Raw genomic sequence first — 15,045 nt, 5'->3', positions numbered from 1 at the left:
ACTGTTGACGGTGCGACTGCACCGATCCTGGAGGGCGAGGCTCATGATAAAGGAGGGATCTCCATGAAAGAACAAGAAACGATGACTTCGAAGACCAATCGGCATGAACAGCTTGGGCTTACAGACGGACAGGTTCTGGACATGTACAAATATATGGTGCTGGCGCGCAAGTTCGATGAGCGCAACCTGCTGCTGCAGCGTGCCGGCAAAATTAATTTTCACGTATCCGGGATCGGACAGGAGGCTTGTCAGGTCGCTGCGGCTTTTGCCCTCGACCGGGAGAAGGATTATTTCCTGCCATACTACCGCGATTACGGATTTGTGATGGCTGTAGGCATGACACCGCGAGAGCTCATGCTGTCGGCATTTGCCAAGGCGGAGGATCCGAACAGCGGCGGCCGGCAAATGCCCGGGCATTTCGGGAGCAAGCGGCTGCGTATCGTGACAGGGTCCAGCCCGGTCACAACGCAGGTTCCGCATGCGGTAGGCATCGCGCTGGCTGCTAAGATGCAGAAGAAGGATTTTGTTACGTTTGTTACGTTTGGCGAAGGTTCGAGCAACCAGGGAGATTTCCATGAGGGCTGCAACTTTGCCGGCGTCCATAAGCTACCTGTTATTTTGATGTGCGAGAATAATCAGTACGCGATTTCGGTTCCGATTCACAAGCAGCTCAGCGGCAAAGTGAGCGACCGTGCGCTGGGATATGGTTTCCCGGGCATTCGGGTAGACGGCAATGATGCGCTAGCTGTATATGCAGCAGTTAAGGAAGCGCGTGAGCGGGCGATCCGCGGCGAAGGGCCGACACTGATCGAGTCGATGATGTATCGTCTGTCTCCGCATTCCACCTCCGATAACGATTTGGCTTATCGGACGAAAGAGGAAGTCGAAGAGAACTGGAAGAAAGACGGCGTGGTCCGGTTCAAGAATTATCTGATCGATTGCGGATTATGGGATGAAGCGCGGGATCAGGATCTTATTGCACAATTGAATCTGGAAATTAAAGAAGCGACCGAATCCGCAGACAATGCGCCATTCCCTAAGCCGGAAGATACGCTTCTTCACGTATATGCCAGTGATGAAGGAGGGGCTCAAGCATGGCGGTAATGGAGTATATTGATGCCATTCGACTTGCAATGAAGGAAGAGATGCAGCGGGATGAATCGGTATTCGTGCTGGGCGAGGACGTTGGCGTTAAGGGCGGCGTCTTCACCACAACGAAAGGCCTGATGGAACAGTTCGGAGAAATGCGCGTGATGGATACCCCGCTCTCGGAATCGGCGATCGCCGGCGTAGCCATCGGAGCCGCCATGTACGGCATGAAGCCGATCGCGGAGATGCAGTACTCGGATTTCATGCTTCCCGCGACCAACCAGATCATCAGTGAAGCAGCCAAAATCCGTTACCGCTCGAATAACGACTGGAGCTGTCCCGTGGTTATCCGGGCGCCGATCGGAGGAGGAATCTTCGGCGGCCTGTACCATTCCCAGTGTCCGGAATCGATATTCGTCGGGACACCGGGCCTTAAGATCGTCGCCCCTTTCTCGGCGTATGATGCGAAGGGATTGCTGAAGGCAGCGGTACGCGATCCGGATCCGGTCCTGTTCTTCGAGAATAAAAAGTGCTATAAGCTGATCAAGGGCGAGGTTCCGGATGACGATTACGTCGTACCGATCGGGAAGGCGAATCTGCTTCGGGAAGGGGCCGACATTACGGTGATCGGCTATAGTCAGCCGCTGCACTTCGTGATGCAGGCTGCCGAGGAGTTGGAGAAGGAAGAGGGCATCACCGCCCACGTGCTCGATTTGCGCACCTTGCAGCCGCTGGATCAGCAGGCGATTATGGATGCGGCCCGTCAGACGGGGAAAGTGCTGATCGTGCATGAGGACAACAAAACCGGCGGTGTTGGCGCTGAAGTAGCGGCGATCATTGCCGAGCACTGTCTGTACGATCTGGATGCGCCGATTATGCGTTTATGCGGTCCGGATGTGCCGGCGATGCCGATCAGTCCGCCGATGGAGAAGTTTTTTATGCTGAACAAAGATAAAGTCAAAGAATCCATGCGTCAGCTGGCGCTTTACTAAGAACAGGGAGTTGTGAGCATGTCCGATAATCAGAAATTAACCGATGTTGCGATGCCTCAGCTCGCGGAATCCCTAGTTTCCGCAACGATTGCCAAGTGGTTAAAGAAGCCGGGGGATCCGATCGAGCAGTATGAACCGATCTGCGAAGTCATCACGGATAAAGTGAATGCCGAGATTCCGTCGACGATGGATGGCGTGATGGGAGAATGGTTGGCACAGGAAGGCCAAACGGTGAACGTAGGTGAAGTTATTTGCCGGATCGCTACCGCGGCTGCTCCGGAGCGTACGCCATCCGCTCAGCCTTCGGGCTATCCCGCACAGGCTTCCCCAAGCCGTACGGTTTCGGCGGAAGGAGAATCCATGCGTCACCGGTACTCTCCTGCGGTTCAAAGCCTGGCGGCAGAGCACCAAATTGATTTAAACCAGGTACAAGGCACCGGAATGGGCGGCAGAATTACACGTAAAGACGTTCTGGCCTATATCGGGCAGGGACGACCGGCTGCTGCCGCAACCGCAGCTTCCGGCATGGTCTCGAATGAAGCCGAGACGGCGGCACAACGATCAGCTTCGCCGTTCGAAGGCATGCAGCGCCAGACGCCTGCCGCACCGACGCCGCCGCCCGGAACGCCCATCCCGGATGTGCGTCATTCCGGGCTTCACTTGACCGAAACGCCGAAGATCCCGACCATCGAAGTGGAAGGCATGGAAAACGGGCGCTCGGAATATTTTATTGATGTTACGCCGATTCGTAATGCGATTGCGAGAAATATGCGCCAAAGCGTCACCGAAATCCCGCATGCCTGGACCATGATCGAGGTGGATGTGACCAACGTCGTGCTGCTGCGGAACAAACTGAAGGATGAATTCAAACGGAAGGAAGGGGTCAATCTCACCTATCTGGCATTCCTGCTGAAGGCGGTTGTCAATGCGATCAAGGATTACCCGATCATGAATTCCTTCTGGGCTGTCGATAAAATCGTTGTCAAACGGGATATCAATCTGTCGCTGGCCGTAGGTACGGAGGATTCGGTGCTTACACCGGTTATCCAACGCGCTGACCAGAAGAATATCGCCGGCCTTGCCAGAGAGATCGACGAGCTTGCGCGCAAGACCCGCGAAGGCAAGCTGACTCTCGATGACATGCAGGGCGGTACCTTTACGGTAAACAATACGGGCTCCTTCGGCTCCATCCTTTCTTACCCGATTATTAACTATCCGCAGGCAGCGATCCTGACGTTCGAATCGATCGTGAAGAAACCGGTCGTGATCAATGATATGATCGCAGTCCGTTCCATGGCGAACCTGTGTCTGTCATTGGATCACCGCATTTTGGACGGCGTCATCTGCGGCCGGTTCCTGCAGCGGGTTAAGGACAACCTGGAGAGCTTCAGCCTGGATACGAAGCTGTACTGAGTTGGAACAATTCTTGGTGGTAACATCTGTAAATCGACTAAGCAACACCTGTAAACGCCCGTGCATATGCTCACGGGCTGTTGTGATCATGGCATTCATTCGGATATTGGACCCCAGTGGAGAGAAGGGTGAGCACAATGACGAAACCGTTAAATGTCTCGTACACGCCGATGCTCGATTACGGCATGGCCTGGGAGCTGCAAAAGCTCCATGTAGCGGAAATCGACAAAGGGGAGCGTCACGAAAGCCTGATGCTCCTCCAACATCCGCCTACCTATACGATAGGCTCGCAGCGTCATCCGGAGCATTTGCTGCTCAGCAAGGAAGAGCTGGAGAAGAAGGGCATTGGCCTGTTCGAGATCGATCGTGGCGGGGATATTACATATCATGGACCCGGACAGCTGGTCGGGTATCCGCTCTTAGTGCTTGAAGGCGGCAAGGGGCTGGATTTGCACGGATTCCTCCGCAGCGTGGAGCAGGTCATTATCGATTATTTGGCCGCGCACCAAATCGAAGCAGGCCGCAAGCCGGAGTATACGGGCGTGTGGGTCGGCGACCGCAAAATATGCGCGATCGGCGTGAAATTCAACAAGCGCCGGCATGACCGGGGATTTGTCACGAGCCACGGCTTCGCTTTTAACATTAAAGCGGGCATCGCCGAATCCGGCTTCACGGGAATCATTCCGTGCGGGATTCAGGAATATGGCGTGACATCGCTGGAGGATTGCACCGGCCGCACCTTCGAAGTCGAGGAAGTAGCGCGGGAGATCGTGCCCTACTTCACCAAGGTATTTTCCTATAAGGCGCATTGGCCGGATAAAGTCTGGACATAAGCTGTCGCTTAACGTAAAAGAAGGGGCTCCAGGACAATAAGCAGCGTGGATCCGATCATGGCGATCAGCATGAGATAGATAAAAACTCGAAACCATTTTTTACGTTGCATGGTGCAGCTCCTTTGAAAAAGTTTAATGATGTACATCATTATAGCAGCATTTATTCCGTTTGGAAGGCTATAAGTCCATTGTATCGTAACTGCGAAAGAGAGGGAAGTCCAGTGATCTCAAGAGAACGAATCATTCAAGAGTTTATGGAACTGGTTCAGGTGGACAGCGAAACGAAGCATGAAGAGGCGATATCCGGCGTATTAAAGGAAAAGTTCGGAAGCCTTGGCCTCGAGGTCGTTGAAGACGACGCAAAGGATAAGACCGGGCACGGAGCAGGCAACCTCATCATAACCTGGAAGGCGGAAGGCGCGGAGAAAGCGCCGAAGGTACTGTTTACCTGCCATATGGATACCGTTACACCCGGCCGGGGAATTAAGCCGACGCTCGGGGAAGACGGCTGGATTCGCAGTGACGGGACGACGATTCTCGGCGCGGACGATAAGGCCGGAATCGCCGCTTTACTCGAAGGGATCCGGGTGATCCAGGAGAACAAGATTCCGCATGGCCAGATTCAATTCGTCATCACCGTCGGCGAGGAATCCGGTTTGGTCGGCGCTCGTGCGCTCGATCCGAAATACCTGGAAGCAGAGATGGGGTTTGCGCTCGATTCAAACGGAGAGCTGGGTTCCATCGTCGTTGCCGCTCCGACCCAAGCAAAGATCAAGATGATTATTAAGGGGAAATCGGCGCATGCCGGCGTGAATCCGGAGGATGGCATCAGTGCCATCCAAGTCGCCTCCAAAGCGATATCCAAAATGAAGCTCGGGCGCATCGATAAAGAAACGACAGCGAACATCGGCAAATTCCAAGGCGGCGGAGCTACCAACATCGTGTGCGATTACGTGGAGATCGACGCCGAAGCGAGAAGCATCGTGCAGGAGAAGGTGGATAAGCAAGTTGGCGATATGCGCGAAGCGCTTGAAACCACGGTTCGGGAGTACAATGCAAATTGCGAGTTTATTAGCGAAATTGTGTATCCCGCATATAGCTTTAATGAGCATGATGCAGTCGTGCAGCTTGCGCAGCGGGCGATCCGCGGGCTTGGCATGCAGGCGGATACCTTTACGTCCGGAGGAGGCAGTGATGCCAACATCTTCAACGGACTCGGCATTCCGACCGTAAATCTGGCGATCGGGTATCGCGACATTCATACAACCAAGGAACGGATTAAGGCCGAGGACTTGGAAAAAGCCGCACAGATTGTTGTGGCCATCGTGCAAGAAACAGTAAAATCCTAATACCAATAAAGTCCGCAGCGGGCATCACCCGCTGCGGACTTTTTATAATGCTCTCATCGACTCGACTCAAGGAGCGTGGAGCGTTTTTATATTTCAGAGCTTCTTTCGAGCGAAGGAAGTCTTTACATGAGCGCTAATTGACCAGCGAGCGTTCAGTCTCAAAGGGGTCGTTCCGTTGCTGTGCCGGGGACCAGGACGTGTGCCACCCCGTGCTCTCGACCACGTGCAGGGCCGCATTAATTTTGCCCAGATATGCCTCGATTTCTGTTCTGGCTTCAGCCGAAGCATACACTCTTTCCAGCCTTCCGGAGAGCGAGATCAGGGTGGACTGCAAATAACAGGCCGCTTCGCCGAATCTTGCCGCAGTATATGAGGGCCGATGGCTGCGAAGCTGCGCGAATAATTTCGCGGACTCTTCATAGGAGCCTTGGTCGTACAGACGCTCTGCCGCTACGAAAATCAGATCGGTGCTGTACAGGCCCGGGTCCTGCAGGGGCAGTTCTTCGAGCGCATGGATTTTTGCCGCTGCAAGCGACTTATATCCTTCCTGATATAACAGGCAAATCAGTGCATAATAAGCATGGTCGCCATATTCAGCCAGCAATTCCTCGGCCGCATCGATCATGCCGAGCGATACCGCGATGTCAGCCCATTCGATTCGCTCGGTCAAGCTGAGACTGGCTTCCAGCTGCGTATGCTTCAGCTTCCGTTCACAGAGAAGCTGAATGATCCGATGCTTGCTCTTCCGGTCCGTAAGCTCATTCAGCCCTTCCCCGTGACCCGCCTGGTTGCCTTGGTTCATAAGCTGCAGCGCTTCGGGGATCCGGTCGCTCCGGATCAGGCTGCATATGTACATATGCCATTGTTCATGGGTTAAACGGTCAAGGCGCGAGAGACATTCTGCGGCAATCGAATAGGAGCCGATATAATATAGCGCCTTGCCCAGCATTGCTTCCGAATTCGTGCAGCCTCCTGCTTCCCGCGCAAGGGAAGCGTAAATATCGGAATCTGCCGATCCCTGCGCATGGAGGAGGGCAGCCCACTGGTTCAAGGCCTCCTGTGCATATGCTCCCTTCTTCGAGAGAACGGTCCGAAATGCATTCTCCGCATCTTGGAAAGAACGAAGACGCATGCTTAATAGACCATACTCAAGCCAGATCAGATCCGAATCTTTCCATTCGGTCTGGGCCCCTTGGTCTCTATTCAATGGAGAGGATAGCGCCGCTTCCCTGAAGCTCACAAGCGCTTCCTCAAGATATCCGCGTCTTTCGTACCACTTCCCGCGTTCATAGATCGTTGAAGGCGGGCTTGTAATTGGTTCGGTTTCAATAAATGGTATATGTCGCATGTCGAAGCCTCCCAATGTAATAACACAGGTTCCGGTGTGAAAGTCATGGTCGAATTTCGAAAAAAAGAGAAAAAAGTCGAAAAAAGAGTCTAAAGTCCTAGTAATGCCGGGAGCTTGCGTGTTTATTCAATCTCTTGGCGGTAATAATATCCATGATGGTTGCCTCTGGCCCCCATTGATTCTGCCATTGCTTGAGCATAATGCGGATCTGCCAGGCTCGTCCCACCATATGAATCGAATGCTCCCCTTGATAGCTCTTCATCACGCGTTCCTTCTTTCTCGGAAATTTTGATATAATACACCTTATGCAATAGCATGGGCAGTCATGCCGTTTTTAAACTTAAGGAGGCTAAATCTATGAACGTGACCGGCAGCAGCAACCGCGAAGCTTCAAATAAAATGCTGGAAGAAACGACAATATCGACGCAGCCTGTATTCGACGGGAAGATCATTTCCCTTCAGGTGGATACCGTCCGCCTTCCGGACGGGCAGACAGCAACGCGGGAAGTCGTAAGGCATCCTGGTGCCGTAGCGGTCCTTGCGTTAAAAGGGGATAAAATGCTGGTCGTCGACCAGTTCAGGCAGCCGCTGGGGCGCTGCGAGGTGGAGATTCCCGCCGGCAAGCTGGAGCGCGGCGAGGATCCGATGGAAGCTGCAAAGCGGGAGCTGCAGGAGGAGACGGGCTATGCATGCGGTTCGATTCGCAAGCTGCACTCCTTTTACACGTCCCCGGGCTTTGCCGACGAAATCATTCATCTCTATCTGGCCGAAGATCTTGTGAGTGGAGCCATGAACCCGGATGAGGATGAATTTCTCCAATTGATGGAAGTCACGCTGGAGGAAGCCTATGATCTTATAAGAGAAGAAAGAATCAGCGATGCCAAAACGATTCTGGCGGTGTATGCATGGAAAATGTATACGATGACGGGAACGATCTGACATGAGTTCGGGTAAGAAGCTTGACTTCCAGCAGGTCCTGCACAGCTACTATTGCGATATGCATATTCATATCGGCCGAACGGACAGCGGACAAGCTGTCAAAATTAGCGCAAGCAACAACCTGACGTTCGAGAACATTGCGGCGGAAGCCTCCGAACGGAAAGGCATCCGGATGATCGGCATTATCGACTGCCACTCTCCTTCCGTGCAGGACGATATCACCCGCTGCCTGGACAGCGGAGTCATGGAAGAAATCGAGGGCGGGGGCATCGCCTACCGGGATACGGTCATTCTTCTCGGCAGCGAGATCGAAATACGCGAGCCGGGCCTGGGAGCGGCGCATGTGCTTGCGTATTTTCCGGATTTGGGCACCATGCGCGAGTTCACGGACTGGATGTCCCGCTATATGAAAAATGTCCAGCTGAGCTCGCAGCGAATCTATGTGTCTCCGCGGGAGCTGCAGCGGGAAATCATCGGCCGCGGCGGCCTGCTCATTCCCGCGCATGTATTTACGCCTCATAAAGGGCTGTACGGCAGCATGGCGGATCGGATGAGCGATGTGTTTGATCTTGAAGGGATTGCAGGCATCGAGCTTGGTCTCAGCGCCGATTCCTCGATGGCGGGATTGATCAGCGAGCTCGACCGCTACACCTTTCTGACCAATTCGGACGCGCATTCGCTGGGGAAGATCGGAAGGGAATACAACCGGATTGATATGGCCGGCCCATCGTTCGAGGAATTCAAAATGGCGCTTCAGATGAAGGAAGGGCGGAGGGTGTCGGCGAACTACGGCCTGAACCCGAAGCTGGGGAAATACCATCGGACCTATTGCGGCGGATGCGAGAGCATCCTCGATCAGGAGCACTTAGCTGCCGAATCCGGGCCGCCAAGATGCCCGTACTGCGGCAGCACCAAGCTCATCCAGGGCGTCCTTGACCGGATCCTTGATATTGCAGACCGGGAGGATCCGCGCATACCGCCGACCCGGCCGCCATACCATTATCAGGTTCCGCTTGAGTTCATCCCCGGCCTCGGCAAATCGGCTATGGGGAAGCTGCTGGCCGCCTTCGGGACCGAAATGGCGATTCTTCATCAAGCCACCGAAACGGAGCTTGCGGAGGTCGCCGGGGAGAAACTTGCAGCCAGCATTGTCAAGGCAAGAAACGGAACGCTGGCCCTGTCCTCGGGCGGTGGAGGCACCTATGGCAAGGTGATGAAGTAAGGACACGCCGGGGTCCGTCCCCGGAACCTTTCTTCCAGTCATAGAATTCGAGAGGGGATCATAGAGTAGAGTAGAGACAGGAAAGGAGACTCTATTCTATGCAATCATTCCGCCAGACGTTAAAGGATCAGACACCGCTCTATGTATTTGTTGCTGTCTTGTTTCTGGTCGGCGTGCTCTTCGGGGCGCTGATGGTCAATGCGCTGTCGTTGGAGCAGCAGCAGGACATGGCCAGGCACTTGAACCATTTTTTCATTAACGTGCAGGACAGCAGCGAAACCATGATGCAGTCCTCCTACTGGAGCATAGCGGGTCTTCATCTGAAATGGATCGGACTAATATGGATTTTAGGCTTGTCGGTGATCGGCCTGCCGGGCATTCTCATTTTGGATTTTTTGAAGGGAGTTCTGATCGGCTTTACCGTCGGATACTTGGTTGGGCAATACTCGTGGACCGGTCTGCTATTCGCACTGGTATCCATCGCGCCGCAAAACCTGGTCATTATCCCGATGCTGATGATGTGCAGCGTTGCAGCCATCTCGTTCTCCCTATATATCATCAGAAATCGATTTTTGATGCATCGCGGAGGCAGCATGGTACGGCCGCTGACATCCTATGCACTGATAACGCTCTGCATGGTGGTTCTGGCGCTGTGCATTTCGTCCTTTGAGACGTGGGTAACGCCGGCGATGATGCAGTGGGTAACCCCGATGCTGCTGTAATGCCGCGTGTTTTAGCGGAGAGTAAAAGCGTTTGACTTTGTTTGTCAAATCCCCCTATAATGAAGGAAGTGACAATGACGTGCAGTGATTTCCAAGGGGGAGGGAAACGATGGAAGCGCGGATCGACAAAATTAAGCAGCAGCTGCAATCCCAAGGTTACAAATTAACGCCCCAGCGGGAAGCCACGGTTAGCGTGTTGTTGGAGAATGAAGACGACCACCTTAGCGCAGAAGATGTATTTATGCTCGTGAAAGAGAAAGCTCCGGAGATCGGTCTGGCAACCGTATACCGTACCCTGGAGCTGCTGAGTGAGCTTCATGTCGTAGAGAAGATCAATTTCGGCGATGGTGTCGCAAGATACGACCTTCGAACAGATACTTCGAAACATCATCACCATCATCTAATATGCACTCAATGTGGAAGCATGGATGAAATACGCGAGGATTGGCTCGGTCCCTTAGAGGAACGACTGGAGCGCGAATTCAATTTCACCGTGCACGACCATCGGCTTGATTTCCACGGCATATGCTACCGTTGCAAGGAGAAGGGCAAGAACGACCCTGATAAATCTTAACTTATAACCAACATCATATGGCGTGGTGATTCATCACGGCAAAGCCCTCTTTAACGCATACAGCCGGGAGGGCTTTTCATTTGGGTAGGAAATGGACATGAGTACATACTCGATTCAGGCGGGAATCGTGCCGAATTGCGCTTTGCCCCTTATCGGATGCCGGTATATATGCCGGCCCGGTATCATAGTCTTAATGTGACGAGCTTTCGGGCTCAAGCGTACAAAGAACACAAGGGGGACGCATGATCATGATTATATCGATCCGCAAAATCGCCGCATGGATCCGCTTCATTTCCATGTTCGCCCTGTTAACGATGTTTTTCTATTATATCCTTGGATGGGTGGGAGACTGGTTAACCCCATCCGACCCTTACCGTACGCCGACCGGTCATGCCGTAAAGGCATTTCAGCCGGAGAGCACGTTAGATGCTAGATATTCGCCGATGGAACGTCTCCGTTTATATTACTGGTATGGCGAGTAGATGTTCCAAAGGGCATGCAGGGTCAGGTGGAAACGATGCTTCAATATGTAGATGAATACTTAGAATATTTGGAAGAGTCAAAACGATTGTCGCCGCGAACGATTGAGTCGTACCGGACGGACATCACCAGCTTTATCGCGTTTGCGGCCGAGAGGGACGTCACGGAACCAGGGGATGTTAATCGTGCGCTGCTCGGAATATACCTTGGCCGAATGCGCCAGCAGGGGAGGGCGGCTTCGACCCAGCTGCGCTGCATCGCGTCGCTCCGGTCTTTTTTTCAGTATTTGGTCCGCCGGGCCGTCATCATCCAGGATCCCACCTTGCTGCTGGAATCGCCCAAGCCGGAGCGCAGGCCTCCTAAGGCTCTTGAGGAGCAGCAGGTAGACAAGCTGCTGGCGGCTCCGGATTGCGATTCTCCGCAAGGGGCAAGGGACAAGGCGATGCTCGAGCTTCTATATGCCTCCGGAATTAAGGTTTCGGAGCTAGTGTCGCTGAGCCTGGCCGACGTGGATCTACGGATGCGATTTTTGCGCTGCGCGGCAGGTGAGGGTAAGGAACGGATCCTGCCGATCACAAGAACCGCTGCCCGGCATGTGGAGTTTTATGTCCATGAAATGAGGGACAAGCTGCTCAAGGATGATGGGGAAGACGGACTGTTCCTGAATACGCAGGGCAAACGGCTGTCGAGGCAGGGCTTTTGGAAAATTATCAAGAAATACGGCAAGTCGGCCGGTATCGAGGAAGAGATCACGCCTCACACGCTCCGGCATTCCTTTGCGGTCCATTTGCTGCAGAACGGAGCTGACCTGCGCTCGGTACAGGAAATGCTCGGGCATTCGGCACTTTCCACGACGGGCATGTACCAATCGGCCAAGAAGAGCATGAAGGAAGTGTACGACCACTTTCATCCCAGGGCTTGAATATAGACAGCTTTGCATATGAACTGCAAATCATAATCGATAACCACACAGTTAGGAGAGAACGAGATGAGTTCAGTAAATCAAGCAAGCATTAAAGAAGCGGCGGAATATATCCGCCGGCAGCATGACGTCAAGCCCGAGGTAGGTCTCATTCTGGGTTCGGGTCTTGGCGTCCTGGCGGATCTGATGGAGAATGCGGTATCGATCAACTATCAAGACATCCCGCATTTTCCGGTATCGACGGTTGAAGGTCATGAAGGCGAGCTGCTGCTGGGAACGATTCACGGCCGGAGCGTCGTGCTGATGAAGGGCCGGTTTCACATGTATGAGGGCTACGGCCCCGAGCTGACTGCCTTTCCTGTCCGGGTCATGAAGGAACTTGGGGTGCAGAGCCTGCTTGTCACCAATGCGGCCGGCGGCATCAACACGTCCTTCGAGCCGGGAGATCTCATGCTGATCTCGGATCATCTGAATATGACGGGAAAAAATCCGCTGATCGGACCTAATGATCCGGCGCTGGGCGTCCGGTTCCCGGATATGTCCGAGGCATACAGCCGCAGACTGCGGCAGCTGGCGAAGGAAATTGCCGTGAGCCAGAGCGTTGTCCTCAGAGAAGGGGTTTACGCCGGCTTGCTGGGTCCAACCTATGAAACGCCGGCCGAAATCCGGATGCTGCGTACCCTTGGCGCCGACGCGGTTGGCATGTCAACCGTTTCCGAAGTGATCGTAGCAAGACATGCCGGACTAGAGGTGCTTGGCATTTCCTGTATCAGTAACATGGCAGCGGGAATTTTGGATCAGCCGCTTTCCCATGACGAGGTAATGGAGACCGCGGAGAAGGTGCGGGAGAAGTTTCTCGGTTTGGTTATGGCGATTATCCCGAAAATGTAATCCATCTTACGGAAGAACAGAAGACCTGTACTTGCGAGAGCGAATAACGCTGTCGTCTAGTACGGGTCTTTTTTTGCATCCAGCCTAAATACTGGAATAATTTGTTTCCAACCTGACGACAATGGTTAGAGAGACCCGTATACGTACGGGATGCCATTACGAGTGTCAGGAGGGGACGGAATTGAAAAAAGCGTTAATCGCTGGACTGTTTGCTTTCGTTGTTGGATGGTCCAGTGCGGCAGTTCCAAGCTATGCCGAGGAAAACAGTAATACCGGCGGATCATCCCAAGGGGAGCTGGCGCCTAGTGCCCGTTCCGCCATCTTGCTTGATGCGGATACCGGAACCATCATTTACGAAAAAAACAGCCATGATAAGCTGCCTCCGGCCAGCATCACAAAAATTATGACGATGCTGCTGACGATGGAGGCGATCGACGAAGGACGTTTGAAGTTAACCGATAAGGTTCGCACCAGCGAGTATGCCGCTTCGATGGGGGGATCCCAAATCTTCCTCGAGCCCGGGGAAGAAATGACCGTCGAAGAAATGCTCAAGGGGATCGCTATGGCATCCGGCAACGACGCTTCCGTTGCGATGGCAGAGAAGATTGCAGGCACGGAGGAAGCCTTTGTCAAGCTGATGAACGAGAAAGCGGCGGAGCTCGGGATGAAGGATACGCATTTCGTCAATTGCAACGGATTGCCGGCAGACAATCATTATACTTCGGCGCATGACATCGCCCTGATGAGCCGCGAGCTGCTGAAATACGAGGGAATCACGAAGTATACCGGCGCTTATCAGGATTATTTGCGAAAGGATACGCCAAAGCCGTTCTGGCTGGTCAATACGAACAAGCTGGTCCGTTTTTACACGGGGGCGGACGGTTTGAAAACCGGCTATACCTCGGAGGCCAAATTTTGCTTGTCGGCAACGGCCAAGCGGGACGGATTGCGCACGATCGCGGTGGTGATGGGAGCTCCGGATACGAAGACGCGCAACAATGAAGTGTCCCGGTTATTCGATTATGCCTTCTCCCAATATGCGATGCATTCCATTTATAAGCCGGGTGAAGTGCTCGGGGTCCTGAAGGTACAGAAGGGCAGCGTGCCGGAGATTACCATTCAGGCCGACAAAGAGTACAACGTGCTGGTCAAAAAGAATGCGAAAACCGAGGATATCCGGCATGAGCTTCAATGGACCGAAGGTCTACGGGCTCCGGTTGCCGCCGGGCAAGTGATCGGAAAGCTGTCGGTTTACCAAGGGGACGCGCTGGTGAAGGAATTTGAACTGACGTCACCGGTCGAGGTGAAGAAAGCCGGATTCTGGAAGCTTTTTAAACGGACGACAGGCAAGTTGTTTCATGTAGATTGATAGGAGTTTTCTTCTAGTTTTGTCGGGGAGCAGGAAAGTCTTTTTCCATTGTAGAAATCTTTGTTCATGTCAGGGAGGAGAGTGAGCAAACATGAATCTGCATGTTGATATGGAGCATCACAGGCATGTGCTGATCGTTCGTTTGTCCGGGGAACTCGACCATCATACGGCCGATTCGGTTCGTCTTCAGCTGGATGAAGCCATCCAGCGGCGGCAAACGGAGCACTTGGTGCTGAGCTTGAAGGATCTGGAGTTTATGGACAGCTCGGGTCTTGGCGTCATTCTGGGACGCTATAAATTCATCAAGCAAAAAGGCGGCAAGATGGCGGTCTGCGACGTCAAACCGCAGGTTTATCGTCTGCTTGAAATGTCGGGCTTGTTCAAGATCATGCCGATCTATGAGAACGAGGGTACGGCGCTCTCGGGTTTGGAGGTAGTGTCATGAGTGAAGGTAAGTCGCAGCATAATTTTATGACTCTGCAGTTTGCCGCCAAGTCGGAAAACGAATCCTTTGCCCGTGTTGCCGTGGCAGCGTTCATATCCCAGCTGGATCCGACGATGGATGAGCTGAGCGACCTGAAGACGGTCGTATCCGAAGCGGTGACCAACTGCATCATTCACGGATATGACAGCAATCCGGAGGGGATCGTGAAGATCGAAGCTTCGATTGACGGAGATATCATCACCCTCTGTATTGAAGATGACGGCAGAGGCATCGAGGATCTGGAAATGGCCAAGCAGCCGCTGTACACGTCCAAGCCTGAGCTGGAGCGATCCGGGATGGGGTTCACGATTATGGAGAACTTCATGGATGAATTTGAAGTGGTCAGCCAGCCGGGCAGCGGCACCTCGATCAAAATGAAAAAGAGGATCGAATCTAAGAAAGCTTTATATAATTAGGG

Annotated in this window: 18 protein-coding genes; 15 read left to right on the top strand and 3 right to left on the bottom strand. The window is 53.4% G+C overall.

Features of this window, described 5'->3' with window-relative positions; all coding sequences use genetic code 11:
- Positions 1–63: 63 nt before the first annotated feature.
- The 4 genes from NST44_RS25280 to lipB all read left to right on the top strand — a co-directional run bounded on the left by NST44_RS25280 (position 64) and on the right by lipB (position 4,327).
- The gene (locus NST44_RS25280; RefSeq protein WP_007129747.1) at positions 64–1,104 is read left to right on the top strand and encodes a thiamine pyrophosphate-dependent dehydrogenase E1 component subunit alpha; all 1,041 of its coding nucleotides are present in this window, start codon (positions 64–66) and stop codon (positions 1,102–1,104) included.
- Complete coding sequence (locus NST44_RS25275; RefSeq protein WP_007129748.1) at positions 1,095–2,081, top strand: alpha-ketoacid dehydrogenase subunit beta; 987 nt, start codon at positions 1,095–1,097, stop codon at positions 2,079–2,081. The genes NST44_RS25280 and NST44_RS25275 overlap by 10 nt, the downstream gene beginning before the upstream one ends.
- 18 nt (positions 2,082–2,099) lie before the next feature.
- The gene (locus tag NST44_RS25270) at positions 2,100–3,494 is read left to right on the top strand and encodes a dihydrolipoamide acetyltransferase family protein (protein ID WP_007129749.1); all 1,395 of its coding nucleotides are present in this window, start codon (positions 2,100–2,102) and stop codon (positions 3,492–3,494) included.
- Between the two features lie 137 nt (positions 3,495–3,631).
- Positions 3,632–4,327 (top strand): lipoyl(octanoyl) transferase LipB, encoded by a 696-nt coding sequence (gene lipB / locus NST44_RS25265; RefSeq protein ID WP_007129750.1) that lies wholly within the window; start codon positions 3,632–3,634, stop codon positions 4,325–4,327.
- Positions 4,328–4,335: 8 nt separating this feature from the next.
- Here lipB and prli42 read toward each other — a convergent pair whose 3' ends face one another.
- Positions 4,336–4,437, bottom strand: a complete 102-nt coding sequence (gene prli42, locus NST44_RS25260; RefSeq protein WP_007129751.1) for a stressosome-associated protein Prli42 — start codon at positions 4,435–4,437, stop codon at positions 4,336–4,338.
- Between the two features lie 111 nt (positions 4,438–4,548).
- On the opposite strand from prli42, the gene NST44_RS25255 reads away from it, so the two are divergent.
- A complete protein-coding gene (locus tag NST44_RS25255) occupies positions 4,549–5,676 on the top strand; it encodes a tripeptidase T (protein ID WP_007129752.1) in 1,128 nt (375 codons plus the stop codon).
- Between the two features lie 133 nt (positions 5,677–5,809).
- Here the strand turns inward: NST44_RS25255 and NST44_RS25250 are convergent, their stop codons facing one another.
- Positions 5,810–7,024, bottom strand: coding sequence for a tetratricopeptide repeat protein (locus tag NST44_RS25250; RefSeq protein ID WP_340900942.1), 1,215 nt, complete (start codon positions 7,022–7,024; stop codon positions 5,810–5,812).
- Positions 7,025–7,121: 97 nt separating this feature from the next.
- Positions 7,122–7,286 carry a Z-ring formation inhibitor MciZ gene (gene mciZ / locus NST44_RS25245; RefSeq protein WP_007129754.1) on the bottom strand — a complete coding sequence of 55 codons (165 nt, stop codon included), beginning with the start codon at positions 7,284–7,286 and terminating at the stop codon, positions 7,122–7,124.
- Positions 7,287–7,381: 95 nt separating this feature from the next.
- On the opposite strand from mciZ, the gene NST44_RS25240 reads away from it, so the two are divergent.
- The 10 genes from NST44_RS25240 to spoIIAB all read left to right on the top strand — a co-directional run bounded on the left by NST44_RS25240 (position 7,382) and on the right by spoIIAB (position 15,043).
- Entirely contained in the window at positions 7,382–7,963 is a 582-nt protein-coding gene (locus tag NST44_RS25240; protein WP_007129755.1) for an NUDIX hydrolase, read from the top strand.
- A gap of 1 nt (position 7,964) precedes the next feature.
- A complete protein-coding gene (locus tag NST44_RS25235; RefSeq protein ID WP_340900939.1) occupies positions 7,965–9,185 on the top strand; it encodes an endonuclease Q family protein in 1,221 nt (406 codons plus the stop codon).
- Between the two features lie 98 nt (positions 9,186–9,283).
- On the top strand, positions 9,284–9,907 hold the full coding sequence (gene spoIIM / locus NST44_RS25230) for a stage II sporulation protein M (protein WP_007129757.1): 624 nt from the start codon (positions 9,284–9,286) through the stop codon (positions 9,905–9,907).
- A gap of 109 nt (positions 9,908–10,016) precedes the next feature.
- Positions 10,017–10,481 carry a ferric iron uptake transcriptional regulator gene (gene fur, locus NST44_RS25225; protein WP_007129758.1) on the top strand — a complete coding sequence of 155 codons (465 nt, stop codon included), beginning with the start codon at positions 10,017–10,019 and terminating at the stop codon, positions 10,479–10,481.
- A 248-nt stretch (positions 10,482–10,729) separates the two neighbouring features.
- Entirely contained in the window at positions 10,730–10,963 is a 234-nt protein-coding gene (locus tag NST44_RS25220) for a YqzK family protein (protein ID WP_007129759.1), read from the top strand.
- A 35-nt stretch (positions 10,964–10,998) separates the two neighbouring features.
- The gene (locus tag NST44_RS25215; RefSeq protein ID WP_340900937.1) at positions 10,999–11,883 is read left to right on the top strand and encodes a site-specific tyrosine recombinase; all 885 of its coding nucleotides are present in this window, start codon (positions 10,999–11,001) and stop codon (positions 11,881–11,883) included.
- Between the two features lie 66 nt (positions 11,884–11,949).
- Positions 11,950–12,774 carry a purine-nucleoside phosphorylase gene (locus tag NST44_RS25210; RefSeq protein WP_007129761.1) on the top strand — a complete coding sequence of 275 codons (825 nt, stop codon included), beginning with the start codon at positions 11,950–11,952 and terminating at the stop codon, positions 12,772–12,774.
- A 181-nt stretch (positions 12,775–12,955) separates the two neighbouring features.
- On the top strand, positions 12,956–14,143 hold the full coding sequence (locus NST44_RS25205) for a D-alanyl-D-alanine carboxypeptidase family protein (RefSeq protein WP_340900936.1): 1,188 nt from the start codon (positions 12,956–12,958) through the stop codon (positions 14,141–14,143).
- Between the two features lie 91 nt (positions 14,144–14,234).
- Entirely contained in the window at positions 14,235–14,588 is a 354-nt protein-coding gene (gene spoIIAA, locus NST44_RS25200) for an anti-sigma F factor antagonist (RefSeq protein WP_007129763.1), read from the top strand.
- The gene (spoIIAB, locus tag NST44_RS25195) at positions 14,585–15,043 is read left to right on the top strand and encodes an anti-sigma F factor (protein ID WP_007129764.1); all 459 of its coding nucleotides are present in this window, start codon (positions 14,585–14,587) and stop codon (positions 15,041–15,043) included. Before spoIIAA ends, spoIIAB begins: the two co-directional genes overlap by 4 nt.
- Positions 15,044–15,045 lie beyond the last annotated feature (2 nt).

This window comes from Paenibacillus sp. FSL W8-0919 (genome assembly GCF_038003785.1).
GTDB classification, from domain to species: Bacteria; Bacillota; Bacilli; order Paenibacillales; family Paenibacillaceae; genus Paenibacillus_AQ; species Paenibacillus_AQ lactis.
This window is presented reverse-complemented; position numbering and strand designations above follow the sequence as displayed.

Bases quoted from the DNA above. Each gene is read 5' to 3' on its own strand.
- NST44_RS25240 (WP_007129755.1), top strand. From the start codon at position 7,382: ATGAACGTGACCGGCAGCAGCAACCGCGAAGCTTCAAATAAAATGCTG.
- fur (WP_007129758.1), top strand. From the start codon at position 10,017: ATGGAAGCGCGGATCGACAAAATTAAGCAGCAGCTGCAATCCCAAGGT.
- NST44_RS25250 (WP_340900942.1), bottom strand. From the start codon at position 7,024: ATGCGACATATACCATTTATTGAAACCGAACCAATTACAAGCCCGCCT.
- prli42 (WP_007129751.1), bottom strand. From the start codon at position 4,437: ATGCAACGTAAAAAATGGTTTCGAGTTTTTATCTATCTCATGCTGATC.
- spoIIM (WP_007129757.1), top strand. From the start codon at position 9,284: ATGCAATCATTCCGCCAGACGTTAAAGGATCAGACACCGCTCTATGTA.
- NST44_RS25210 (WP_007129761.1), top strand. From the start codon at position 11,950: ATGAGTTCAGTAAATCAAGCAAGCATTAAAGAAGCGGCGGAATATATC.
- lipB (WP_007129750.1), top strand. From the start codon at position 3,632: ATGACGAAACCGTTAAATGTCTCGTACACGCCGATGCTCGATTACGGC.
- NST44_RS25215 (WP_340900937.1), top strand. From the start codon at position 10,999: ATGCTTCAATATGTAGATGAATACTTAGAATATTTGGAAGAGTCAAAA.
- mciZ (WP_007129754.1), bottom strand. From the start codon at position 7,286: ATGAAGAGCTATCAAGGGGAGCATTCGATTCATATGGTGGGACGAGCC.
- spoIIAA (WP_007129763.1), top strand. From the start codon at position 14,235: ATGAATCTGCATGTTGATATGGAGCATCACAGGCATGTGCTGATCGTT.
- NST44_RS25275 (WP_007129748.1), top strand. From the start codon at position 1,095: ATGGCGGTAATGGAGTATATTGATGCCATTCGACTTGCAATGAAGGAA.
- NST44_RS25220 (WP_007129759.1), top strand. From the start codon at position 10,730: ATGATTATATCGATCCGCAAAATCGCCGCATGGATCCGCTTCATTTCC.
- spoIIAB (WP_007129764.1), top strand. From the start codon at position 14,585: ATGAGTGAAGGTAAGTCGCAGCATAATTTTATGACTCTGCAGTTTGCC.
- NST44_RS25270 (WP_007129749.1), top strand. From the start codon at position 2,100: ATGTCCGATAATCAGAAATTAACCGATGTTGCGATGCCTCAGCTCGCG.
- NST44_RS25235 (WP_340900939.1), top strand. From the start codon at position 7,965: ATGAGTTCGGGTAAGAAGCTTGACTTCCAGCAGGTCCTGCACAGCTAC.
- NST44_RS25280 (WP_007129747.1), top strand. From the start codon at position 64: ATGAAAGAACAAGAAACGATGACTTCGAAGACCAATCGGCATGAACAG.